This is a genomic window from Halomonas sp. DP8Y7-1, from assembly GCF_019801685.1.
Taxonomy (GTDB): domain Bacteria; phylum Pseudomonadota; class Gammaproteobacteria; order Pseudomonadales; family Halomonadaceae; genus Halomonas; species Halomonas litopenaei_A.
Genome location: NZ_JAHVIN010000010.1, coordinates 164783 through 187847, shown reverse-complemented (window position 1 = coordinate 187847; position 23065 = coordinate 164783). Strand labels below are relative to the sequence as shown.

Genomic DNA, 23065 nt, shown 5'->3' with positions numbered 1-23065 from the left:
ATCGACGCATCCGCTGCTGGCGGTCACCGCGTCGACGATCTTCCCATCGGTGAACCTTTGCTGATTCGAGCAGTCGTAGCGCTGGATGCTCGGGTCTTCCCAGGCCCGTACCGCGCACTTCACAGCAGCCACCTGCTGACACGGCATTTGCTCACCACAAGGATGATGGACATGCAGCGACGTGATTTTCTGAAGGCCGCCACCGCGCTAAGCGCCTATGCCCTGCCGATTTCCCCCCTGCTCGCGGCGATGGACCAGCGCCTGAACACCACCGGCGACAAGGTGGCCTTTGACTACGCCTGGCTCAAGGGCTTTGCTCGGCACCTGTCACAGCAGCCCCACGACGATCACGAGGGCGAACTGCCTGAACAGCTGAAGTCGCTGTCCTGGGACGATTACCAGTCCATCGGCTATCGCGCCGACCACGCCCTGTGGAAGGACAGCAATGGCCCCTACACGGGACAGCTGTTTCATCTGGGCAGGGGCTTTACCACGCCGGTGAGGATCTACCAGGTCAGCGAGGGGCAGGCCCAGGAGCTGGCCTACGACCCCGAGCTGTTTCGCTTTGGCGGTGAAGACGACAGCCCCGTCGTCGATACCGACGCGCTGTCGCCGCAGCTCGGGTTTGCGGGATTCCGCCTGCACCATCATCAGGAGCCGGAGCGCGATATTGCCTCGTTCCTTGGCGCCAGCTATTTCCGCGCGGTCAGCCAGAGCATGCAATACGGCTTGTCGGCCCGCGGCCTGGCCATCGATACCGCCCGCGATACGCCGGAGGAGTTCCCGGACTTCACCCGCTTCTGGCTGGAACAGCCAGACGGCGACAATAGCGTGATCGTCTATGCGCTGCTCGAGTCGGAAAGCACCACCGGGGCCTACCGCTTCGACATCCGCCGCAATGTTGAAGGTGTGGTGATGGATGTCGCCGCCACGCTGTATCCACGCAAGGCCATCGAACGACTGGGCATCGCACCACTGACCAGCATGTACCTGGTCGGCGAGAACGACCGCGACGTCAACTACGACTGGCGCCCCGAGATCCATGATTCCGACGGCTTGAGCATTCACACCGGCGACGGCGAATGGCTGTGGCGTCCCCTGGTCAACCCCTCCAGCCTGCGCTACAACGCCTACGCCGCCACCGATGTTCAGGGCTTTGGCCTCGCCCAGCGCGATCACGACTTCGACCACTATCAGGATGACGGCGTCTACTACGATCGCCGTCCCAGCGTCTGGGTCGAGCCCACCGAAGGCTGGGGGGAAGGCAGCATCGACCTGGTGGAGTTGCCGGCCAAGGACGAAACCTTCGACAACATCGTGGCCTACTGGCGCCCACAGACACCGGTGGAGCCGGGCCAGGAGCTGCGCTACTCCTACCGCCTCAGCTGGTATGACCTGCCCGCCCGCCAGCCCAGCCTGGCCCGCTGCGTCGCCACCCGTACAGGGCTTGGGGGCGTCGTCGGCCAGCTGCGCGAGTACTTCAGCTGGCGGTTTGCCGTCGACTTCCGTGGCGGGCCTTTCCCCTTCGACGACGACCAGGAGGTGGACGTAGAGGCCGTGATCGAGGCCAGCGCCGGCGAGATCGAAATCACCTCGGCCCGCCCGCTGGCTGCGATCCAAGGCTACCGCGCCATGTTCGACGTCGTACCACCGGACGACGGCAGCGAGCCGATCAACCTGCGCCTGTACCTGCGTGACAAGGACGGCAATCCCCTGACCGAGACCTGGATCTATCAGTGGACACCGCCCCCCGCGGATCAGCGTGAACTGCACAACGCCGATCACCTCAAGGGCTGATGGCACCTCTCCCCCCGAATTGACCGCGTGGCGCCGCTTCCGGCATGATTCCTTGTGGCTGAAGACCTTCAGCCTCTAAATAAAAGCCCTTAAAAATCAAGGTGCGTTATCTTCCCGTCCGAATCATCTCGATGATTCGGCTCGGGATGAGGCGCCCTGCTTCGCTGAACACGACTCCAAGGAAGTGTCATGACACGCCATCTCGCGTCACGCCGGTCCTCGCCCTTCGCCCTCGCTACCCTCACCGCTGCCATCGCTGCGGGTTCTGTGCTCGCCGCCCCTGTCGCCCTGGCGGACGACTTCGCCGACATGGACCCGATCACTCTGCGCCTGGCCCACGTGGTCAACGAGCAGGATGGCTTTCACCTGGCCGCCACCAAGTTCGAGGAACTGGTGGAAGCCGGTACCGATGGCAAGGTCGATGTAGAGATCTTTGCCAACGCCACCTTGGGTGATGAGCGCACGCTGCTGGAAGGCATGCAGATCGGCACCGTCGACATGGGCGTGATCACCAATGGTCCGGTCGCCAACTTTGTCGAGCCCATGGCGGTGTTTGAACTGCCGTTCCTGTTCGCGTCACCGGAAGAAGCCTACTCGGTGCTGGACGGACCGATCGGCAAGGAGCTGCTCGACAAGCTGGCAGACGTCAATCTCAAGGGCCTGGCCTACGCTGAGCGTGGTTTCCGCAACCTGACCAACTCCGAGCGTCCGGTGAAGACCCCGGAAGACATCGAAGGCCTGCGCATCCGCGTGATGGAAAACCCGGTCTACGTCGACACCTTCCGCGAGCTGGGTGCCAACGCCGTGCCCATGGCCTGGACCGAAGCCCTGACGGCCATGCAGCAAGGCACCATCGACGGCCAGGAAAACCCGATCAACGTGGTCCACTCGTTCAAGCTCAACGAGACCCAGGACTACATGACGCTGTCACGCCACACCTATGCACCCGCCATCTTCGTGATGGGCATGCCCAGCTGGCAGAAGCTGCCCGAGGCCGCCCAGGAAGTGGTCGCATCGGCCGCGCAGCAGGCAGCAGAATACGAGCGCGAACAGAACGCGGCCATGGCGGAACAGCAGTTGGCCGAGCTGCGCGAGGCAGGCATGACCATCGAGGAATCGCCGGATATCGCCGCCTTCCAGCAGGCGGTAACGCCAGTGTACGAGACCTACGGCGACCAGTTCGGTGACTATCTGCCGCGCATCCAGGAAGCGCTGGGGCAGTCTGCACAGGCGCAACAGGAGTCAAACTAAGTGCTGTCCCTGCTCGAACGTCTTGAGCAGGGACTCGACGCCGTCACGCGCCCCGTGGTGTTTATCGCCATGGCGGCGCTGATTGGCGTCATTTCCCTGCAGATCGTCTCACGGGTGGCCTTCACCGCCGTCGGCTGGACCGAAGAAGTCGCCCGCTTCCTGCTGGTCTGGATCACCTTCCTGGCCGCCACCCTGGCCTATCGCTCCGGCCGCCACATCGCCGTCACTTTCGTTGTGGATGCCCTGCCCGGCGTCAGCGGCAAGGCGGCTCGCCTGTGCGCGCACCTGTGCGTCCTGGTGTTCCTGGTGGCCCTGGCCATCATCGGCTGGAACTACATGCAGCTACAGAGCTTTCAGAAGTCAGCCTCACTGCGCCTGTCGATGACCTGGGTGTATGCGGTGATGCCGCTGACGGCGGTGCTGATGGCGTGGACCACCCTTGTCGCGATACTCAACGAGATCGCCGGACGGACGACCGCCCACCATGGGGGTGACGCCTGATGCTGCTATTGCTCATTGCCTTCTTCGTGCTGATGCTGCTGGGCGTGCCCATCGCCTTCACCATCGGTGCCAGCACCCTGGCCACGCTGGTCATGCAGGGCACGCCGCTGGCCGTCGTGCCGCAACAGATGTTCCAGGGCATCAATACCTTTGCGCTGGTGGCGGTGCCGATGTTCATCCTGACCGGTGACCTGATGGCACAGGGCGCGGTCAGTCGCAAGCTGGTGGACTTCGCCGACAGCCTGTTCGGCTTCCTCAAGGGCGGTTTGTCCCTGGTCTCGGTACTCGCCGGCATGTTCTTCGCCGCCATCTCTGGCTCAGGTGCTGCCACCACCGCAGCGGTGGGATCCAGCCTGGTGCCCGAGCTCAAGCGCAAGGGCTACGATCCGGCCTCCGCGGCCAGTCTGATCGCGGCCAGCGGCACCATCGGGGTGGTCATCCCGCCATCGGTGCCGATGATCATCTATGCGGTGATCGCCCAGGAGTCGGTGTCCGACCTGTTTCTGGCGGGCTTCCTGCCAGGCCTGGCGATGGGACTCGGACTCGGCGGGATTGCTCTGGTCCAGGCCCATCGACGTCAGTATCCCCACGGTAGTCCGCTATCACTGGCGACCATTGCACGCACCTTGCGCGCCGCCAGCTGGGGACTGATGACACCGGTCATCATCCTGGGTGGCATCTTCTCGGGCATCTTCACCCCCAGCGAGGCGGCGGTCGTCGCGGTGGTCTATGCGCTGCTGGTGTCGCTGTTCGTCTATCGCGACCTCAGTCTCAAGGACGTCTACCGCGTGATGATCCAGTCGGCCATCACCACCTCGGTGATCATGCTGGTCATCGCCACCTCCGCGGTGCTCAGCTGGACACTGTCGAGTGCGCAGATTCCGGCTCAGATCGCGTCATCGGTGCTGTCGCTGTCGACCAATCCCTACATCGTGCTGCTGCTGGTCGTGGCGGTCATCCTGCTGACGGGGGTGTTTATCGAGACCGCCAGCGCCTTGATCATCCTGACACCGGTACTGCTGCCGTTGGTCACACAACTCGGCATCGACCCGGTGCACTTCGGCCTGATCATCGTGGTGGGGCTGGCCATTGGCATGATCACGCCCCCGGTGGCGATCAATCTATATGTCGCATCGTCGGTGACGCAGCTACCGCTTGAGCGCATCACTCGGGCGATTCTGCCCTATCTGCTGGGGTTGATCGGCGTGCTGCTGCTGGTGGTCTATGTACCGCTGCTGATCTAGCCCTCAGCAGGTATACTGATGCATCACGAGCCGTCCCAAGGCCTCGTCGCCTCTGACAGGGAGTCAACATGCCCGATTTCACACCGCTTCACCTGGCCAGGTCAGGCCGCAGCACTGACCGCACGCCTGCAGCGCAAGGACGTAGCGCGCGCCTGGTGTTGTCCTGCTCGTTGCTGGCCTGCGTGCTGCTGGCCAGTCTCAGCGGGTGCACCACCTACTCCTACGATGACGGCCGCAAGGAAACCGTCTGGGGGGTGCCGCCGGTGGATGAGCACAAGTCCGAGCAGGAGCGCCAGCGTGAAGGGGTGATCTACCGGGAGCCCGGGGTGGTACCGGATAACTGAGCAGCGTCTTAGGTACTGCCCCCTTCCACCAGGGTGAAGCCCAGGTCCCGCACAGGCTCCGCTGGTGTCATTCCCTCCAGTCGCTGCAGCAATAGCTCGGCTGCCTGTCGTCCCATGTCACTGCGCGCCACCGCCAGTGTCGTAAGTGGGGGCGACAGGTGCTCGGCCAACGGCAGTCCCAGATACCCCCCTACCGCCAACTCGTCCGGAATACGGATGCCCTGCTTGCTCGCCGCCAGCAAGATGCCGCTCGCCAGGATGTCGTTGGAACAGGCCACCGCGTCCGGCCGGGGAGTCATCGCCAGCAGGTCTGCCAGCGCCCTCGCCCCCACCGCGTAGGACGCAGGCTCGGCGTATTCAAGTACCTGCCCTTGTGAAAGCCCTGCCTCAGCCAGCGCCTGCTGGTGTCCCTCGAGCCTCTGGGCTGCACGATAGTCATGCCCCAGATGGGACCCGGCAAATACGATCCGGCGATAGCCCTTGTCCAGCAGGTGGCGCGCCATGGCACGCCCCAGCGCCAGTCCATCGACGCCCACGTTCATGTCGATGGGATCTTCCCCCACCTCCATGATTTCGACCACCGGACGCCCCCATTCCTTGAGGCGGGTGATCACCCGAGGGTGATGGCGCAATCCGGTCAGGATGACACCCGAGGGTGAATAGCCCAGTACGGTGTCGACCAGCCCTGCCTCGCGATCCAGATCCCAGTCGGTGGTGGCCAGCAGCATCTGATAGCCGGCGGCCTCGAGCCGTTTCTGGATGGCGTCGATGACTTCGATAAAGGTCAGGATGGCCAGCGATGGCACGATCACCGGAATCACCCGGGTACCCGCGGCGGCCAGCCCCCCCGCAATAAGGTTCGGCACATAGCCAAGTGCCTCTACCGCCGCATCCACCCGTGCCTTTACCGCTTCTGAGACCCGCCCCGGCGTGTTCAGCGCTCGCGATACGGTGATGGGCGCCACGCCAGCCTGGCGAGCCACATCCGCCAGAGTGACGCGACCCTGACCACGGTGACGCTTGCGTGAACGACCTTCCTGTCTGTCCATGGGGTTCCTCGATCTCGCTTGTCGTGCCCGCGACCGTCCGCTTTGCGGGAAAGCGGCCTCGGGCTGTAAAACACATAAGGACATCATCCCCGTCCTGCTGCGCAGTGTAACCCAAGACCAAAGTATGGGTAGCGCTACCATCAAAATGGTAGCGCTACCCAAAGTCCATCGACTACCTTGGTGGATGACGCCAGGGCATACCCTCGTTTGCCCGACTTTCCCGCTGAGCCGTCACGCCGCTCACGTCCCGAGGAGATAATCACAATGAACCCACGCCGCCTCACCCCACTTGCGCTTGTCACCGCCATTTCTCTGGCTTCCGCCGGCACCGCCGCAGCCGAGGATCTGGCTATCGCCATCCATACCGATCCTTCCCATGCGATGTTCAAGATCGGTGAACGCTTGAAGGACACCATCGAGTCCAATACCGATGGTGAGCTGACCGTCACCTTGCTGGGTACCGAGGTGGGCGGTGAACGGGACCACCTCGAGGGAGCCAGCTACGGCGAGTACGCCATTGCCCTGGGCGGTTCCATGCCCATGACGCTGTACGCCCCCGAGTTCGCTGCCGCCGACCTGCCCTTCGTCTATGACTCCAGCGACCAGGCGCGCAAGATCTATGAGGGAGAGATGGGCGAGGCGCTCAACCAGAGCCTGATCGCCAAGGGCAACATGCGCCTGGTCGGCCTGTCTGCCCGCAACCCTCGCAACCTGACCGCCAAGACAGCGGTCGAGACGCCGGAGGATGTCAGCGGCGTGCGCATGCGGGTGCCGGAGATTGCGCCCTGGGTCGCGGTGTGGGGTGAGATCGGTGCCCTGCCCAGCCCCATCGCCTGGCCAGAGGTGTACACCTCACTGCAGACCGGCGTCATCGAGATGCAGGAGAACCCGGTCGACAACATCTACGCCGGTAAGCTCTACGAGGTGCAGGACTACGTCAGTCGCACCGAGCACGTTTATTCCTTCTTCCACTGGCTGATGAATGAAGACCTGTATCAGGAGATGTCCGACGAGCATCGCCAGGTAGTACTGGATGCGGTAGCCGATGCCACCGCCTGGGGCGACCAGCTGGTGGCCGATGGCCAGGCCGAGCTGTATCAGAAGCTCGAGGAAGAAGGCATGCAAATCGTGGAGCCGGATGTGGCCGCGTTCCGCCAGGCGGCACGTCCAGCGGTCGAGCAGATCGCCCAGGAATACGACCCCGCCGTGCGTGACTACGTGCTCTCGTTGATCCAGTAATCGGGGCAGCGGCCGTCTCGCCCCGGTACCTGAAGGCTGCCAAGGCCTGGGGCGGGACAGCTGATACACCGCCTGCTGCCGCTGTCATTCGTCAGCGGCCCACGGAGATATCCATGACGACCAATTCGACCCTGGCCAAGGCGCTGGGAGCCTTCTGGTGGCTGTTGACCGCTGTCGTGGTCGGCGCCTTCGGCCTGATGCTGCTGGTCATGGGCATTCAGGTCATCTCCCGCTACGCCCTCGGCGTGGCCGTGCCCTGGACCGACGAAGTCTCGCGTTACCTGTTCCTGGCCGAAATCTTCCTGGGCTCGGTACTGGCCCTGCGCTATCAGGAGCACATTCGCATCACCATCGTCACGGACCTGCTCTCAGCCAGGGCGAAACGCGTGGCGGCGATGCTTGCCGACATCGTCAGCATCCTGGTGCTGGGCATGATCATGGGCGGCGCCTTCAACATGATGGAGCGTACCGCCGGCGTGTTCGCCAGTACCTTCGACATGAGTTTTTCCTACCTCTACCTGATGCAACTGATCGCCGCCGGGCTGATGGTGCTGCTGCTGGTAGAGGACTTTATCGAGCGTCTGACGACACCTGATCCTCGCGACGGCGACAAGGAGTAAGCACCATGGAAATATTCGCCATCATGTTCATCGGCTTGATCGTACTGCTGATGCTCGGCGTGCCGGTGGCCTTCGCGATGATTGCCTCCTCGGCTGCGGTGCTCGCCTACACTCGTGGCTTTACCGAGATTCCGCTGGAAATGATCGCCCAGCGCACCCTGTACGGGGTCAACAGTTTCACCCTGTTGGCCATTCCGGCGTTTCTGCTGATCGGCAGACTGATGAACTCGGCCGGCATCTCGGACCGGGTGTTTGACGTCGCACGCTGTGCCGTCGGCCATTTGAAAGGCGGCCTGGGCCACGTCAACGTGCTCGCCAGCATGCTGTTCGCGGGCATGTCGGGCTCGGCGGTGGCCGATGCCGGTGGCCTGGGCGCCGTCGAGATCAAGGCCATGGAAGACGATGGCTTTCCTACCGACTTCAGCGCCGCGGTCACCGCCAGTTCCGCGACCATCGGGCCGATCATTCCGCCCAGCATTCCTGCGGTCATCTATGGGGCGCTGGCCAATGCCTCCATTGCTGCGATCTTCCTTGGCTCGATTCTGCCGGGGCTGTTCATGGGAGCGGGCCTGATGGTCATGGTCGCGGTGATCTCACACCGCCGCGGCTACCCGACCCGCGCCCGCGCTACCATGGCGGAGTTCATGCGCGCGCTGTCCCGTGGACTGCTGCCGATGCTGACGCCGGTGATCATCCTGGTGGGCATCCTGTCGGGCCTGTTTACCCCGACCGAGGCGTCGGTGGTGGCGCTGCTGTACTGCCTGATCATCTCGTTCTGCGTCTACCGCTCGATCAGCCTGCGCGAGTTTTTCCAGATCCTTCGCGATACGGCCATCGATACCTCGGTGCTGCTGCTGATCATCGCCGGCAGTGCCTTGTACAGCTGGATCCTGGCGCGCTATCAGGTCACCGCGCTGGTGGCGGACTTCCTGCTGGCCACGGTCAGTGACCCGGTGGTGCTGTTACTGCTGCTGAGCCTGTTCATTCTGCTTATCGGTCTGTTCATCGACTCGGTACCGGCGCTGTTCCTGCTGACGCCGCTGCTGGTACCGGTGGTGGTCCAGTACGGCATCGATCCGGTGCACTTTGGTGTGGTGATGATCTTCAACCTGATGATCGGACTGATCACGCCACCGGTAGGCACGGTGCTGTTCGCCATCCAGAAGATCACCGACCTGCCCTTTACCGCCCTGGTGCGCGCCACCTTGCCGTTCTACATCCCGCTGGTGGCGGTGCTCATCATCATCACGCTGTTCCCGTCCATCGTGATGTTCCTGCCCAACCTGATGCTGCAATGAGTCAACCGCGGGCCTGGCCCGTGGCCTGACCGGTCACGGGTCGCCGCCCTGGTTTCAGTTCTGGTTTCAGCCTTCAACCTCATTCATCACCCCCAGTCCGCACCTTTGCGAAGGAGTTCTGTCATGGCTGTTTTGATCACCGGTGGCCTCGGTCACGTCGGTTCCTGGGTCGCCACCCTGCTCGCCCGTCGCGGCACCAAGGTCATCATCTGCGACATGGCCGCCCCCCACGTTGACCGTATGGGCCTCGACTATCTGGATGACGTTCGCGACAACATTCACTTCGAGGCGGTGGATGTGCTGGATACGCACACACTGTTCGAGACCTTCCTGCGCTACAAGGATGAGCTGGAAGGCGTCATCCACGGCGTTTCCGTCATCGCCGGCCCGTTCTTCCAGACTCGTCCGTTCAAGCATCTATCGATCAATGCCATGGGCACCCTCAACGTCTACGAGACCTGTCGGCTACTGGGCATCAACAAGGTCGTCAACATGAGCTCCGGCGCTGTCTACGGAGACGCTGCAGGCCCCCAGGTCGAGACCATGCCCTACAAGGCCACGGACCTGTACGGCGCCACCAAGATCTCCGGCGAACTCTACGGTGACCAGTACAGCGAAACCTTCGGCATGGACATTCGCCAGGCCAGGCTGTTCTTTGTCTATGGGCCCGGCAAGCGTCCCTCGCACATGCATGCGGTCTACCAGGCCATGTTTGGCCCGCTGGAGGGGCTCAGCAACGTTACCCCTGCCAATGGACGCGACCAGACCACCGACTGGACCCATGTGGAAGATACCGCCAGCGGCATCCTGGCGCTGTTCGACGCCCCCAGCGTGCCGCACCGCCACTACAATATTTCCTGTGGTGTGCCGGTGGCTCATCAGCAGATTGTCGATACGGTGACAGAGATGCTGGGGCACGACAGCGGCATGCGCCTGGGGCCTGGCCCGTTCGTGGTGCGTGGAAGCCCGCTGGATATCACCCGCGCCCGGCAGGACCTTGGCTTCGAGCCCCGCTTCACCGACATCCGCGAAGGCCTCGAGGACTACCACCGATGGCTCAACAACGCGGGTTGAAACGCCGCTTGCGCTGCGCGGACTGACCCGCATTGTGAGCGCTTCATGACAGCTGAACGTGACGAGGCCACCGCGTAGGTGGCCTCGTCTGTCACTGCCCTCGGCTGACGCGGGCGCTTATCCCCGCCGGAAGACCAGCGCCAGGTTGTTGGCCGGCAACGAATGAAGCCCCTCACGGCTCAGCCCTGCACTCGCGGCCAGCTCAGTCACCGCTTCAAGGTCGCGAATCCCCCACTCGGGATTGCGCCGCTTGAGGTCCTCATCGAAGGCAACGTTGCTCGGCGCCGTGTGCTCGCCATGAAGCCGATAGGGGCCATACAGCAACAGCACGCCACCCGTGGCCAGATGAAGAGCCGCCTTCTCCATCAGCGCAGCCGTCACCACCCACGGCGAAATATGGATCAGGTTGACCGCCACCATGGCGTCAAATTGCTGCTCTGGCCATTCACTCAAGACGTCACGGCGCTGCGCCGCCAGCAGGTTGTCACGACCATCGGTCAGCGATTCACGCCAGGCCTCGATGGACGCCAGCGCCGGCTCGGAAATATCGGTAGGCTGCCAGACCCAGCCAGGCCGGCGCTGGGTCATGTACAGGGCATGCTCGCCAGTGCCGCTGGCCAGTTCAAGTACCCGCGCCTGAGGGCCAAGGTAGTCCTTAAGGACCTCGAAGATGGGTTCACGATTGCGCAGGGCAGCCGGGCTGGAGAGCCGAGCATCGGTCATGCAGAGGTACCTCAGAGAAAATCGATGACAGGTAGGCAGGATGTACGAAGGCCGGTGCCAACGAGGCCCTGCCTCGGTACACTAACGCCATGTACTCTTGTTCACCACCAAGGACGGCACATGGCGCGTAACCAGCCCCGCTACCTCGAGATTCAACAGCACATTCTCGCCAAGATCCAGCGGGGCGAATGGCCAACGGATCATCGCATCCCCGGCGAAGAGCAGCTGGCATTGGATTTCAATGTCAGCCGCATGACCGCCAACAAGGCCATTCGCGAGCTGGTCCAGCGCGGTTACCTGACGCGCCAGCCCGGTGCCGGCACCTTTGTCACCGAGCGCAAGGCCGAGTCCTCGCTGATGGAAGTCCACAACATTGCCGAGGAGGTACAGGGTCGCGGCCATCGCTACCATGCTCGGGTAGAGGCGGCGGAGGCCATCGACGCCAGCGAAGATGTGGCGCTTCAGCTCGGCATGCGCCATGGCAGCAAGGTGTTTCACACTCGCATCGTCCACCATGAAAATGACGTGCCGATCCAGTTGGAGGAGCGCTTCGTCAATCCACGCCATGTCCCCGACTATCTGGCCACCGACTTTACTAAGCTGACGCCTCACCAGGTGCTGATACAGGCCTGGCCGATCACCGATATCGAGCACGTGGTAGAAGCGGTGTTGGCGACGCCCGATCAGGCGGCCGCCCTGTCCATTACCACCCAGGAGCCCTGCCTGCGCCTGCGCCGTCGCACCTGGTCCAACGAGCTGCTGATCAGCTACGCCGTGCTGATCCATCCAGGGGACCGCTATACGCTGCGCTCTGCCTGGAAGGACTAGGGCACCACTGCATACAGGCCTCTACGGCTGTTGGCCGCTCCCCCTAATGACGAAGGCCGGATGCATGGCATCCGGCCTTCGTCGTTTTTGAGCTACGCCATCGATTGAGGGCTACTGAAGCAACATGCCCATGGGGATGGCCAGCACCAGCGTCAGAGCCACGCGAATGGCCCATACGACCACCAGTTGCCACAGGGTGATGGGAATGCGGGTCGCCACCACGCAGGGAATCGACGCAGAGAAGAACAAAATGGACGAGATCGAGACCACGCCGGCGGCAAAGCGCGCGACGAAATCGATCCCGGCGTCGCCACCCAGCAGCAGCGCCGGCAGGAACATTTCAGCAAGTCCTGCGGCGCTGGCCTGGGCCAGTTCCTGGGCATGCTCGATGCCGAACAGCGCAACGATCGGATAGAACAACCAGCCCAGCCACTCGAAGACGGGGGTGTACTTGGCGACCAGCAGGCCAAGCAGTCCCACCGACATGATCGACGGCAGGATGCTGATCGCCATCACCAGCCCTTCTGCCAGGTTCTTGCGCACGCTGGCGCTCAGCCGCGGAGCCTGCTCAGCCACCTTGATCCCGGTGCGCCAGGCAAGGCCCAGGCGATCGCCCTTCTGGGCCTCCGGTTCGCCATCGGAGGCATGATTGTCCATGCGCGACAACGGCCAGAGCCTTGCGGTCACCGCCGATACGATGAAGGTGATGACCAGCGTCAGCCAGAAAAAGGCGTTCCACACCTCCATCAGTCCCAGGGTCTTGGCCACGATGATCATGAAGGGTGCCGATACCGTGGAAAAGCCGGTCGCAATGATCGCTGCCTCCCGGGCGGAATACTGCCCGCTGGCATAGGCACGACTGGTAATCAGCAGTCCAATGGAGTAGCTGCCGACAAAGGACGCCACCGCATCAATGGCGCTGCGTCCAGGCGTCCGCCACAGCGGTCGCATGACCGGCTGGACCAGGATGCCGATCAACTCCAGCAGGCCATAGCTGAGCAGCAGCGCCAGAAAGATTGCGCCGATAGGTACGATCAACCCGACCGGAATGACCAGCTTGTCATACAGGAACGGCAGCATGTCCGGCTGATGCAGCAATGCGGGGCCAGCGGAGGTCATGGTCAGCACCGCCGCCACTACGCCCAGGAGCTTGAGCACGGTGAACACGATATCGGTCGCGCTGCGCCGCCACTCGCCCTTGATCAACGGATAGGCGGCGCCAGCCACGATCAGCGCCAGCGCATAGTACCTCGCCCCATCACCGAGACCCGCGCGAGCCGCCGTCACCAGATGATCCAGCGGTATGGTTGAGCGCCCTGCCCAGGTCACCGGGATGAAGAAGATGAAGATGCCGATGGCACTGGGTACCAGCAGCTTGAACAGCAACAGCCCGGGCGATTGCCGGCTGGCTGAAGAGTGTGGAGTCGTCGCCATGGAGGAAGCCTCGCAGGAGTGTCGTCGACGTCGCGATGCGTCACGTAGTTTGTATATACAGCTATGGCGCTATATTGGCAAAACACCACCAGAGACCGCCTTTAGACTATAGTCCAATAAGATCCATAAGAGGCCCATGATTCACGTCATCTCCTAGCGTCCTTGCGCCGTTATGGCGCCGCTTCTGCCCTGCCGATAATTCGCCCCGCAGAGACCATTTTTTCGCTCTAGACCATGGTCTAAGCCAACCTATAAGGGGCACCCATCAGCTCTTCCAGAACCTGCCTTTCTCTTACGGTTTCCGTGACTTAGCGCTCTACTCCTAGCCAAAGGACATGACCTGACAAGCGAACGCCTGGCTTGACGAAAGGCTCCGGAGCGCTTATTTGTATATACATTACGACACGGGAGCTCTTCATGGCTACTACATCCCAACCCCAACACCCTTCACGCCTGTGGCGCGACCTCAGCCTGTTTGATGGCCTGACCACCCAGCCAGGCCGCTACTGGGTCAAGGTCGAGGACGGACGCATCGCTGCCATGGGCGCCATGGATAGCCTGGATCAGGCACAACAGGCTGACTGCATCGACATGGGCAGTGGCGGCGTGATGACGCCAGGCCTGATCGACTGCCACACCCATCTGGTCTACGGCGGCCAGCGTAGCGACGAGTTCGAGCTGCGCCTTGAAGGCGCTTCCTATGAGGACATCTCGCGACGTGGCGGCGGCATCCTTGGCACCGTACAGGCCACCCGTGACGCCGATGAAGCGGCACTGTTCACGACAGCCGCAGCGCGCCTTGGCGCCATGATCGACGACGGTGTAACCAGCGTGGAGATCAAGTCCGGCTACGGACTGTCGACCGACGACGAGCTGAAAATGCTGCGGGTCGCTCGCCGCCTCGGCCGCGAACTGCCGGTACGGGTGAGCACCACGCTGCTGGCGGCCCACGCCCTGCCGCCGGAATATCACGGCAATGCCGACGGCTACATCGACCTGGTATGCAACGAGATTCTGCCCGCGGCCCACGCCGAAGGCCTGGTCGATGCGGTGGATGTCTTCTGCGAGCGTATCGCCTTCTCGCGGGAGCAGTGTCTGCGCGTGTTCGAGGCGGCTCGGGCACTCGGCCTGCCGGTCAAGGCTCATGCAGAACAGCTATCGCTGTCGGGCGGCGCATCCCTGGTCGCCGAACACCACGGCCTGTCTGCCGACCACATCGAATACCTGGACGACGCCGGTATCGCCGCCATGGCCGAGGCCGGCACGGTGGGCGTCCTGCTGCCGGGGGCGTTCTACACGCTACGTGAGACCCAGCATCCGCCCATCGATGCCATGCGCCGCGCGGGCGTTGCCATGGCGGTGGCATCGGATGCCAATCCTGGCACCTCCCCCATCATGCTGCCGACCTTGATGCTCAACATGGCCTGCACGCTGCTGCGACTGACACCCCAGGAAGCCCTGGCCGGCATGACCGCCCACGCCGCCACGGCCATCGGCACGGCGGGTCTTGGGCGTATCACCGTGGGGGCCATCGCCGACCTGTGCGTGTGGGACGTACAACGACCCGCGGAACTGGCCTACGCCGTTCAGCCAGGAAGACTCAGGCATCGCGTGCTGGAAGGAGTGCTGACCCATGGATGAGCAAGCTGCCGTGATCAAGCCAGCCCATGCCACGCCGGACATGAGCCTGTGGCAAGGGCGTATCGACCCGGAGCCGAATAGCGAGCGCTGGCATCAGCGGATAACCGCCTATCACACGGATGCCGCTGCGGGCACCGTACTGACCGGCTTTGCCAGCGACGCCGGGGTGGCGCGCAACAAGGGCCGTATCGGCGCTGCAGCAGGCCCGACCGCCATCCGCCAGGCGCTGGGCCCCATGGCCTGGCACCATGACACCCCCGTCTACGATGCCGGCGACGTGGCCTGCCACGGCGACGGGTTGGAGCATGCCCAGCAGCGCATGGGAGAGCACCTGACCGAGCTGCTTGACCGAGGCCATCTGCCGGTCGTGCTGGGCGGTGGTCATGAGGTGGCCTACGCCAGCTGGCGTGGGCTGTCGGATCATCTGGCACAGCAGCAGCGTCGGTCCTGCGTGGCGATCATCAATCTCGACGCCCACTTTGACCTGCGCGATCCCAGCGAGCTGACGTCCTCGGGCACCCCGTTCGCTCAGATCGCCGCCGATTGCGCCAGCCGTCGATGGCCATTTCGCTACGCTTGCCTTGGCGTCAGCCAGGCTGCCAACACCCGCGCCCTGTTCGATACGGCGTCTCGCCTGAAGACGCTGGTGGTGGAAGACCGCGAATTTCGCGATAGCCGCATTGCCTTCATCAAGCGCGATGTCCAGCGACTCGTCGCCGACTGCGATCACGTCTACCTGAGCATCGACATGGATGTGTTCCCGGCCAGCGATGCTCCCGGGGTCAGTGCTCCCGCCTCACGCGGGGTGATCCTGACCCACCTGGAACCGATCCTCGAATTCCTGCGCCGTTCACGCAAGCTCCGCCTGATCGATATCGCGGAGGTCAACCCGGCGTATGACATTGACCAGCGCACCGCACGCCTTGCCGCACGACTGGTCCACCAGCTGACCCGGTCGGACCACTGACCGAGCCATCGTTTCCCCCTATCTGTCCACATTCAAGGTGACCCCATGAACCAGATCACACCCCCCAAGAACGATCGTCACGACCCGACCCGCAAGATCGCCGCGCCCACCGGCACCGAGCTGTCCTGCAAGAGCTGGCTGACCGAAGCAGCGCTGCGCATGCTGATGAACAACCTGCATCCGGACGTGGCAGAGCGTCCTGAAGATCTGGTGGTCTACGGTGGCATTGGTCGCGCGGCACGTACCTGGGAGTGCTTTGACAAGATCGTCGAGGTGCTCAAGCGCCTGGAGAACGACCAGACCCTGCTGATCCAGTCCGGCAAGCCGGTGGCGGTCATTCCGACCCACAAGGATGCCCCACGCGTCCTGATCGCCAACTCCAACCTGGTGCCGGCATGGGCCAACTGGGAGCACTTCAACGAGCTCGATAAGAAAGGCCTGATGATGTACGGCCAGATGACCGCGGGCTCGTGGATCTACATCGGCTCCCAGGGCATCGTCCAGGGCACCTACGAAACCTTCGTCGAGGCGGGCCGCCAGCACTATGACGGCAACCTCAAGGGCCGCTGGGTGCTGACCGCGGGCCTCGGTGGCATGGGCGGCGCTCAGCCGCTGGCCGCCACCCTGGCCGGCGCTTGCTCTTTGAACATCGAATGCCAGCAGTCCAGCCTGGACTTCCGCCTGCGCACCCGCTACCTGGACGAGCAGGCGAGCGACCTGGACGACGCCCTGGCACGCATCGCTCGCTACACCAGCGAGGGCAAGGCGGTTTCCATTGGCCTGTGTGCCAACGCTGCCGACGTGCTGCCGGAACTGGTCAAGCGTGGCGTCAAGCCGGACATGGTGACCGACCAGACCAGCGCCCATGACCCGCTGCATGGCTACCTGCCTGCTGGCTGGACCTGGGACGAATACGTCGCCCGCGGCAAGTCCGAGCCGGAAGTGGTCGTCAAGGCCGCCAAGGCGTCCATGGCGGTGCATGTTCGCGCCATGCTCGAGTTCCAGAAGATGGGCGTGCCGACCTTCGACTACGGCAACAACATTCGTCAGATGGCCCAGGAAGAAGGCGTCGACAACGCCTTCGACTTCCCCGGCTTCGTACCGGCCTATATTCGCCCGCTGTTCTGCCAGGGCATCGGTCCCTTCCGCTGGGCAGCCCTGTCCGGCGACCCGGAGGACATCTACAAGACCGACGCCAAGGTCAAGGAGCTGATCCCCGACGATGAGCACCTGCACAACTGGCTCGACATGGCCCGCGAGCGCATCAGCTTCCAGGGACTGCCCGCGCGTATCTGCTGGGTCGGCCTGAAGGACCGGGCTCGTCTTGGCCGCGCCTTCAACGAGATGGTCAAGAACGGCGAGCTCAAGGCCCCCGTCGTGATTGGTCGCGACCACCTTGATTCAGGATCCGTTGCCAGCCCCAACCGCGAAACCGAAGCGATGATGGACGGCAGCGACGCGGTATCCGACTGGCCGCTGCTGAACGCCCTGGCCAACACGGCCGGCGGCGCGACCTGGGTGTCACTGCACCACGGCGGCGGTGTCGGCATGGGCTTCTCGCAGCACGCGGGCGTGGTCATCGTTGCCGATGGCACCGATGACGCCGATGCTCGCCTGGCCCGCGTCCTGCGCAACGACCCGGCCAGCGGCGTCATGCGCCACGCCGACGCCGGTTACGAGTCCGCCAAGGAATGCGCACGCGAAAACGGCCTCGACCTGCCGATGCTCAAGGACTGAGCACCTGCGGGCAGCACGTACGCCGTCCGCCAACCTGCAAAAGGCCGCCCGCGGGCGGCCTTTTGCGTTGCTGTGGGATAGTTGCTGTGGGATAGAGACATGCAGCGGATGCCTTTAGCCGAAACGCCCAACATGCCGCCGCAGCGAGCACCCTCGATGCAACGACCATGGAGGTCAGGCGCAGCACTGCTTGAACTTCCGCCCACTGCCACAGGGGCAGCTGTCATTACGTCCCGGCTTGAGTCTGGTGACACTTGGCTCACCATCCAGGTAGACCCAGCGCTGCTGGTAGCGAACGAAGCGTGAGCGCTCTTCCAGCACTCCCCAGCGCTGCCGTGCCCGTGGCCCCTCGGCGAAGGTGGCACGAAAGTGCACCCAGCCCGCATCGCCCTCTTCACCGCTGCCCAGGACCTCAAGACGCTTCCAGCAGGTGTCTGAGGTGCCCATCTCCTGTGGGCAGCAGTCCGGGTGCCAGCTGTGGCGCAGATAGTCATCAAGCCCCAGCGAGAAGGCACTATAACGGGAGCGCATCAGCGCCTCGGGACTGGTCGCCGTACCTCCCTGGTGCAGTGGCTGACAGCAGTCGGCGAGTGCCAGGCCGCTTCCGCAGGGACATGCAGAGGCATTCGATGTGGCCATGTCAGGCTCCTTGTAACGATGGATCTTGGTCCATGGGGCCATCCTTCAGGCAAACACGGACCAGCCGGTCGCCTTCGACAGGCCTTCCAGTGCGGCCGTGCCCTTGAGCGAATTGCCATAACGGTCGAGCCCGGGAGACCACACCGCAATGGACGCAACGTTCGGGACGACCGCCATGATGCCACCGCCGACGCCGCTCTTGCCCGGAAACCCGACGCGATAGGCAAAGTCGCCGGAGCCGTCGTAGTGACCACAGGTCATCATCAGCGCGTTGATGGCCCTGACCCGCTCGATACCGATCATCCGCTGACCTTCGAAGCCGCCGCACAGAAATCGGGTCGCCCGCGCCAGCTGGGCGGTGGACATCTCGATCGCACAGTGGTGGAAATAGGTGCCGAGCACCCGGTCACAGTCGTTGGTGAGGTTGCCGCAGGAACGCAAAAAATAGGCCAGCGAGAAGTTGCGGTCCCCGGTGGCGTGTTCCGAGCGGGCCACCTGCTCATTGATATGGATGTCATCGTCGCCGGAGGCTTCGCGCAGAAAGCGCAGAATCTCTCCCAGGGTGTCTCGAGGCGCGTTGCGCCCGAGCACTGCGTCGGTGGTGACAATGGCACCGGCATTGATGAACGGGTTGCGCGGGATGCCGTCTTCCATCTCCAGCTGGACGATGGAGTTGAAGGCACGCCCGGAGGGCTCCCGCCCGACGCGCTCCCACAGGCCTGCCCCCAGTCGCCCAAGCGCCAGGGCCAGGGTGAAGACCTTCGAGACGCTCTGGATCGAGAAGCCGGTGTGGGCATCACCTGCGTGATATTCACGCCCATCGCAGGTACAGATGCTGATGGCAAACTGCTGGGGGTCGATGCACGCCAGTTCGGGAATGTAGCTGGCGACGTTGCCCCACTGGTCACTGGCTCTAGCCTCGCGGTCGAGGGTCTCGACCAGTGATTGCAGTTGCTTGGGCGTCAGGGTGTTCCCCATGGGCATGACTCTTGGTGACTGGGCTTGTGGTGACTGGGCTTGTGGTGACTGGGCTTGTGGTGACTGGGCGTTTGGTGACAGGGCTGGTGATCACATGGCGCTTGATCGCAAGACGTCGATACCGAGGCCACTTCTCGCAACGCCAGGCAAGACAGATTCGGCAAAGCCGGCGATGGTGGCGACAGGGCGCACGACTGTCAACGCCTCAGCGCTCTCTTGCGACCGTGATCAAGGTCGTGCCGGGTGGCGATCTGGTGGCTACCGGGTGGATGACGGAGTGGCGCCCATGCGACCAGGCATGTACATTTCCTGTACACATACTATGCAAGAAATCACTTGAATCCCATTATTGGCTGTCGCTGACAGCCTATATCTGACCCATGGCCATCCACCAGCCCAGCCCTGAGCCCTTCATCGTGACAAGGCCGGGACAGTATCGCCAGGCGACAGTGGAACAGGTCGACAGTAAAAGAGAGATACCTCAACGCCGGGCGCGCACAAGACGCCAGCCACGCACGACGCCACCTACGCACGACGCCACCCACAGAGAGAGACGATCATGCCATTCTCCGAGGACCGCACCAGCGATCTCCCCGCGGACGCCACATCCGCCGTCCACTCGCTTCCCGACACCCTGACCCTGACAGGCCTGACGGCGCTGACGGACCGTTCCCCCACCATCGAGATCCACTCCATCGATATGGGCTTTTATCTGGTCAGGATTCACCTCGACGATCAGATGGCGCTGCTGGTCGATGACGCGGGTGACCCTTGGCGTTTTACCGGTACGGCGTGGATCAGTCGCACTCTCGCTCCACTGGGGTTCACCCACGCCACCCTGACCTGGGCAGAGGTCACCGACGAAATGGTCGGTCAGACGACGTCCCCGGCGCCCTTGGCGGATGTCATCGCCCACGGTACGCGGATTGCCCTGAGCACTCACCATTGACAGCTCCTGCGGCCATCGGGCCCTCTAGCCCTGCCCACCAATGTCAGCCGCCAGGTGGTGCCGTCACGTCTTGCCCAGGCGTGCCTTGGTCAGCGAGGTAGCCTGAGCCGTCAGCGGATCCTCAGGCCAGGGGTGCTTGGCATATCGACCGCGGTTCTCCTTGCGCACCTCGGGATAGACATTGCGCCAGAAGCTCGCGAGATCCATGGTCGTGGCGAGGGGGCGACGGGCCGGGGACAGCAACTCGACACGCACCGGCACCCGTCCTTCGGCGATCCGTGGCGTCTGTTGCCAGCCGAACAGCGCCTGGAGTTTTGCGGCGAGCACCGGCACCACACGATACGCCTCGCCAGACCCATCATCTGGCTGTTGCGCAAGGTGTTGAGAAGACGGTTGAGACGGGTTCGCCTCAGCGGCTTGCCCGACCCATCCCTCGCATTCATAGCGCAGGGAAGCGCTGTCGCCACTGGGCAGCGTCAACCTGGTCGGCGCCAATTCGTCCAGACGACTGGCCAGCGGCCAGGGCAAGCGCTCGCGCAGTAGCTGCTCCCACGGCAAGGCATACACCTGCTCCATCCGCGTCAGTCCCTCCAGATGGGGCCCCAACCACTCGTCCAGCTCAGCTTTCAAGGTTTCATCGTCCAGCGCAGGCCACTGACCATCGTGGCTTTGACGCAGCAACGCCACCCGCCGCCGCAGCGCCTCGGCGGCGTCATTGAGCGGCAGGCGTTCGGCGTCGTGGATGGCCTGCAGCAACGCCTGACGACAGGCAGCGGGGCCTGGGGGGCCCTGCATCGGACGGCGCGCCAGCACCAGCGCGTCGATACCCCGTACCTGTTCTGCCTCGAGGCGCCCCGCGTCGGCGTTCCATTCGACCCGTTCACGCCACTCGGACAGTATCGGCCACTGGGCCACCAGGGCCGACTCATCGGTGCGCACTGCCCGATACAGCCTGCCCTCCCGGGCGCGACCGTCAAGCTCCACCGCGATTAGCCAGGGGGCATGGGCCAGGGGCTGATCCTGGGGCAACGTCACCAGCCCGCCAGAGCGCAGTCGAAACCGCCCCGCCGCCACCTGCTGAGCCACCCGATCGGGAAACGCGTGCAACAGCATGCGAGCCAGCGCGCCGTCACCCGCCCGTTTCGCTGCAGACAGCGAGACACCCGCGCGAGCACACAGCCGCTTGGCTTCTCGCTGCCAGTGGGGGTCTCGGCGTGAGTCATTGAGTAACTCGGCGAATACCGCTTCGAGGTCCACCTGACGGCCGTTACCCTGACGCCCTTCAAGCCAGGCGGCTAGCGCGCAGGCAAGGGCCAGCGAGGCCTCGTCACGCTGGCTCGCCCGCTCCAACATCCCCGCCAGACGGGGCGATGTGGGCCAACGGCCAGCGGCACGACCCAGCGGCGTCAGCCCATCCCGCTCATCACTGAGCTCGAGCTGTCGCAGCAGCTGGCGACCGGCCTTCAGCGAGGCGCGCCCCGGCGGCGTGACCCAGGCAAGCTGGGTCGCGTCCTTCACTCCCCAACGGGCGAGTTCGAAGGCCAACGAGGATAGATCGGCCTGGAGGATCTCCGGCTCACCGTGGGGTGGTAACGGTTGCTCTTCCGCCCACAGGCGATAACAACGCCCTGGCCCCTGGCGCCCCGCTCGTCCTCGCCTCTGGTCGGCGCTGGCCCGATTGACACGGCGGGTCTCCAGCCGAGTCAGCCCCGTGCGAGGCGCAAACACCGGCACCCGCTGCTGCCCGGCATCGATCACCGTGCGCACGCCGTCCACGGTGACGCTGGACTCGGCAATCGCGGTGGCGAGCACCACCCGGCGCAGGCCGTCCGCCCGTGGTTTTAGGGCAGCCCGCTGAGCATCCAGCGGCAGCCGTCCGTGGAGCGGCACCAGCGCGACCTGATCGAGCCGCTGGGACAGCCAGCGAGATAGCCTCTCGATCTCCGCCACGCCGGGCAAGATCACCAGTATGTCCGCCGCCTGGTCCGCTGCGCCCTCTTCGTCCGCCGCACTCTTTGCCGCCAGTGCTTCCAGCACGACACGCCCCTGGTGCTCTTCCGCCGACAGCCGCGACGAGGCCTGCCGATACAGGGTCGTGACCGGGTACTGCCGTCCTGGGCAGTCCACCACGCTGACGTCGTCGCCGAGTACCCGCGACAATGCCGCGACATCAAGCGTGGCCGACATCACCAGCAGCCGCAGGTCTTCACGCAGCCCCTGCTGGACGTCCAGCGCCAGTGCCAGACCGAGATCCGCCTCGAGGCTGCGTTCGTGAAATTCGTCAAACACAATGCCAGTCACACCGTCGAGCAAAGGATCGTCCTGCAACATTCTGGACAGCACCCCCTGGGTCACCACCTCGAGCCGCGTATCTGGACCCACGCAGCTCTCACCACGCATGCGATAGCCCACGGTCTGGCCTGGCACCTCTCCGAGCAGGTCTGCCATATGGCTGGCGGCGAGACGGGCGGCAACCCGCCGGGGCTCCAGCAGCAGCAACTTGCCCCGACCGCTGTCACCACGACACCAGTCCGACTCCAGCAGCGCCAGCGGCACCCGTGTGGTCTTGCCCGCCCCGGGCTGGGCGACCAGCATCGCGCGGTTGTCTGCCTCCAGCGCGCGACGCAGCTCGGGCAGACGTTCGTCGATCGGCAGTGGCGGGAACAAGGACATCAAGACAGCTCCGTCGGCAGGGGCAAGTGGCTCAGCGGCTGGCTCAGCGGCATGGCGCCGCGCGGACGCGGATCATAGC

At 63.9% G+C, this 23065-nt stretch carries 20 protein-coding genes; 14 read left to right on the top strand and 6 right to left on the bottom strand.

Translation table 11 applies throughout. The features are described from left to right. Window positions 1-171: 171 nt before the first annotated feature. From KUV41_RS13780 to KUV41_RS13760, 5 genes are all read left to right on the top strand, one after another. Complete coding sequence (locus KUV41_RS13780) at window positions 172-1797, top strand: glucan biosynthesis protein (protein WP_222486536.1); 1626 nt, start codon at window positions 172-174, stop codon at window positions 1795-1797. Between the two features lie 189 nt (window positions 1798-1986). Next, complete coding sequence (locus KUV41_RS13775; RefSeq protein WP_206938385.1) at window positions 1987-3048, top strand: TRAP transporter substrate-binding protein; 1062 nt, start codon at window positions 1987-1989, stop codon at window positions 3046-3048. Between the two features lie 9 nt (window positions 3049-3057). Next, window positions 3058-3549, top strand: coding sequence for a TRAP transporter small permease (locus tag KUV41_RS13770; RefSeq protein ID WP_224852048.1), 492 nt, complete (start codon window positions 3058-3060; stop codon window positions 3547-3549). Next, complete coding sequence (locus KUV41_RS13765; RefSeq protein ID WP_222239428.1) at window positions 3546-4793, top strand: TRAP transporter large permease; 1248 nt, start codon at window positions 3546-3548, stop codon at window positions 4791-4793. The genes KUV41_RS13770 and KUV41_RS13765 overlap by 4 nt, the downstream gene beginning before the upstream one ends. 68 nt (window positions 4794-4861) lie before the next feature. After that, entirely contained in the window at window positions 4862-5137 is a 276-nt protein-coding gene (locus tag KUV41_RS13760) for a hypothetical protein (RefSeq protein ID WP_224852013.1), read from the top strand. 8 nt (window positions 5138-5145) lie between these two features. On the opposite strand, the gene KUV41_RS13755 is transcribed toward KUV41_RS13760, so the two are convergent. After that, the gene (locus KUV41_RS13755) at window positions 5146-6186 is read right to left on the bottom strand and encodes a LacI family DNA-binding transcriptional regulator (protein WP_222484581.1); all 1041 of its coding nucleotides are present in this window, start codon (window positions 6184-6186) and stop codon (window positions 5146-5148) included. A gap of 264 nt (window positions 6187-6450) precedes the next feature. Between KUV41_RS13755 and KUV41_RS13750 the strand changes: the two genes are divergently transcribed. From KUV41_RS13750 to KUV41_RS13735, 4 genes are all read left to right on the top strand, one after another. Continuing rightward, on the top strand, window positions 6451-7425 hold the full coding sequence (locus KUV41_RS13750) for a TRAP transporter substrate-binding protein (RefSeq protein ID WP_206938381.1): 975 nt from the start codon (window positions 6451-6453) through the stop codon (window positions 7423-7425). Window positions 7426-7538: 113 nt separating this feature from the next. Beyond that, window positions 7539-8045, top strand: coding sequence for a TRAP transporter small permease (locus KUV41_RS13745; RefSeq protein WP_206938379.1), 507 nt, complete (start codon window positions 7539-7541; stop codon window positions 8043-8045). Window positions 8046-8050: 5 nt separating this feature from the next. Beyond that, the gene (locus KUV41_RS13740) at window positions 8051-9343 is read left to right on the top strand and encodes a TRAP transporter large permease (protein ID WP_222486535.1); all 1293 of its coding nucleotides are present in this window, start codon (window positions 8051-8053) and stop codon (window positions 9341-9343) included. 123 nt (window positions 9344-9466) lie between these two features. After that, window positions 9467-10417 (top strand): NAD-dependent epimerase/dehydratase family protein, encoded by a 951-nt coding sequence (locus KUV41_RS13735; protein WP_206938375.1) that lies wholly within the window; start codon window positions 9467-9469, stop codon window positions 10415-10417. Window positions 10418-10534: 117 nt separating this feature from the next. Here the strand turns inward: KUV41_RS13735 and KUV41_RS13730 are convergent, their stop codons facing one another. Continuing rightward, window positions 10535-11140, bottom strand: a complete 606-nt coding sequence (locus KUV41_RS13730; RefSeq protein ID WP_222486534.1) for a DUF938 domain-containing protein — start codon at window positions 11138-11140, stop codon at window positions 10535-10537. Between the two features lie 120 nt (window positions 11141-11260). Between KUV41_RS13730 and hutC the strand changes: the two genes are divergently transcribed. Beyond that, window positions 11261-11968 (top strand): histidine utilization repressor, encoded by a 708-nt coding sequence (gene hutC, locus KUV41_RS13725; protein ID WP_222484591.1) that lies wholly within the window; start codon window positions 11261-11263, stop codon window positions 11966-11968. Window positions 11969-12079: 111 nt separating this feature from the next. Here hutC and KUV41_RS13720 read toward each other — a convergent pair whose 3' ends face one another. Further along, window positions 12080-13402 (bottom strand): YjiH family protein, encoded by a 1323-nt coding sequence (locus tag KUV41_RS13720; protein ID WP_206938369.1) that lies wholly within the window; start codon window positions 13400-13402, stop codon window positions 12080-12082. A 417-nt stretch (window positions 13403-13819) separates the two neighbouring features. Here KUV41_RS13720 and hutI point away from each other — a divergent pair, with 417 nt between their 5' ends. The 3 genes from hutI to hutU are packed head-to-tail and all read left to right on the top strand — an operon-like array spanning window position 13820 to window position 17747. After that, on the top strand, window positions 13820-15043 hold the full coding sequence (gene hutI / locus KUV41_RS13715) for an imidazolonepropionase (RefSeq protein ID WP_222486533.1): 1224 nt from the start codon (window positions 13820-13822) through the stop codon (window positions 15041-15043). Beyond that, the gene (gene hutG / locus KUV41_RS13710) at window positions 15036-16010 is read left to right on the top strand and encodes a formimidoylglutamase (RefSeq protein ID WP_222486532.1); all 975 of its coding nucleotides are present in this window, start codon (window positions 15036-15038) and stop codon (window positions 16008-16010) included. The genes hutI and hutG overlap by 8 nt, the downstream gene beginning before the upstream one ends. A 45-nt stretch (window positions 16011-16055) precedes the next feature. Further along, on the top strand, window positions 16056-17747 hold the full coding sequence (hutU, locus tag KUV41_RS13705) for a urocanate hydratase (RefSeq protein ID WP_222163197.1): 1692 nt from the start codon (window positions 16056-16058) through the stop codon (window positions 17745-17747). 174 nt (window positions 17748-17921) lie between these two features. Here the strand turns inward: hutU and KUV41_RS13700 are convergent, their stop codons facing one another. Together KUV41_RS13700 and KUV41_RS13695 are read right to left on the bottom strand one after the other, a co-directional pair. Continuing rightward, complete coding sequence (locus tag KUV41_RS13700; RefSeq protein ID WP_222486531.1) at window positions 17922-18386, bottom strand: YchJ family protein; 465 nt, start codon at window positions 18384-18386, stop codon at window positions 17922-17924. 45 nt (window positions 18387-18431) lie between these two features. Further along, window positions 18432-19364 carry a glutaminase gene (locus KUV41_RS13695; RefSeq protein ID WP_206938357.1) on the bottom strand — a complete coding sequence of 311 codons (933 nt, stop codon included), beginning with the start codon at window positions 19362-19364 and terminating at the stop codon, window positions 18432-18434. 559 nt (window positions 19365-19923) lie between these two features. On the opposite strand from KUV41_RS13695, the gene KUV41_RS13690 reads away from it, so the two are divergent. Further along, window positions 19924-20313, top strand: a complete 390-nt coding sequence (locus tag KUV41_RS13690) for a DUF6482 family protein (RefSeq protein WP_222486530.1) — start codon at window positions 19924-19926, stop codon at window positions 20311-20313. 63 nt (window positions 20314-20376) lie between these two features. Here the strand turns inward: KUV41_RS13690 and hrpB are convergent, their stop codons facing one another. Then, a complete protein-coding gene (gene hrpB / locus KUV41_RS13685; protein ID WP_222486529.1) occupies window positions 20377-22986 on the bottom strand; it encodes an ATP-dependent helicase HrpB in 2610 nt (869 codons plus the stop codon). Between the last annotated feature and the right edge of the window lie 79 nt (window positions 22987-23065).

Coding starts and splice junctions, on each gene's coding strand:
- KUV41_RS13780 (WP_222486536.1), top strand. CDS start 172: ATGCAGCGACGTGATTTTCTGAAGGCCGCCACCGCGCTAAGCGCCTAT.
- KUV41_RS13775 (WP_206938385.1), top strand. CDS start 1,987: ATGACACGCCATCTCGCGTCACGCCGGTCCTCGCCCTTCGCCCTCGCT.
- KUV41_RS13760 (WP_224852013.1), top strand. CDS start 4,862: ATGCCCGATTTCACACCGCTTCACCTGGCCAGGTCAGGCCGCAGCACT.
- KUV41_RS13755 (WP_222484581.1), bottom strand. CDS start 6,186: ATGGACAGACAGGAAGGTCGTTCACGCAAGCGTCACCGTGGTCAGGGT.
- KUV41_RS13750 (WP_206938381.1), top strand. CDS start 6,451: ATGAACCCACGCCGCCTCACCCCACTTGCGCTTGTCACCGCCATTTCT.
- KUV41_RS13745 (WP_206938379.1), top strand. CDS start 7,539: ATGACGACCAATTCGACCCTGGCCAAGGCGCTGGGAGCCTTCTGGTGG.
- KUV41_RS13740 (WP_222486535.1), top strand. CDS start 8,051: ATGGAAATATTCGCCATCATGTTCATCGGCTTGATCGTACTGCTGATG.
- KUV41_RS13735 (WP_206938375.1), top strand. CDS start 9,467: ATGGCTGTTTTGATCACCGGTGGCCTCGGTCACGTCGGTTCCTGGGTC.
- KUV41_RS13730 (WP_222486534.1), bottom strand. CDS start 11,140: ATGACCGATGCTCGGCTCTCCAGCCCGGCTGCCCTGCGCAATCGTGAA.
- hutC (WP_222484591.1), top strand. CDS start 11,261: ATGGCGCGTAACCAGCCCCGCTACCTCGAGATTCAACAGCACATTCTC.
- KUV41_RS13720 (WP_206938369.1), bottom strand. CDS start 13,402: ATGGCGACGACTCCACACTCTTCAGCCAGCCGGCAATCGCCCGGGCTG.
- hutI (WP_222486533.1), top strand. CDS start 13,820: ATGGCTACTACATCCCAACCCCAACACCCTTCACGCCTGTGGCGCGAC.
- hutG (WP_222486532.1), top strand. CDS start 15,036: ATGGATGAGCAAGCTGCCGTGATCAAGCCAGCCCATGCCACGCCGGAC.
- hutU (WP_222163197.1), top strand. CDS start 16,056: ATGAACCAGATCACACCCCCCAAGAACGATCGTCACGACCCGACCCGC.
- KUV41_RS13700 (WP_222486531.1), bottom strand. CDS start 18,386: ATGGCCACATCGAATGCCTCTGCATGTCCCTGCGGAAGCGGCCTGGCA.
- KUV41_RS13695 (WP_206938357.1), bottom strand. CDS start 19,364: ATGGGGAACACCCTGACGCCCAAGCAACTGCAATCACTGGTCGAGACC.
- KUV41_RS13690 (WP_222486530.1), top strand. CDS start 19,924: ATGCCATTCTCCGAGGACCGCACCAGCGATCTCCCCGCGGACGCCACA.
- hrpB (WP_222486529.1), bottom strand. CDS start 22,986: ATGTCCTTGTTCCCGCCACTGCCGATCGACGAACGTCTGCCCGAGCTG.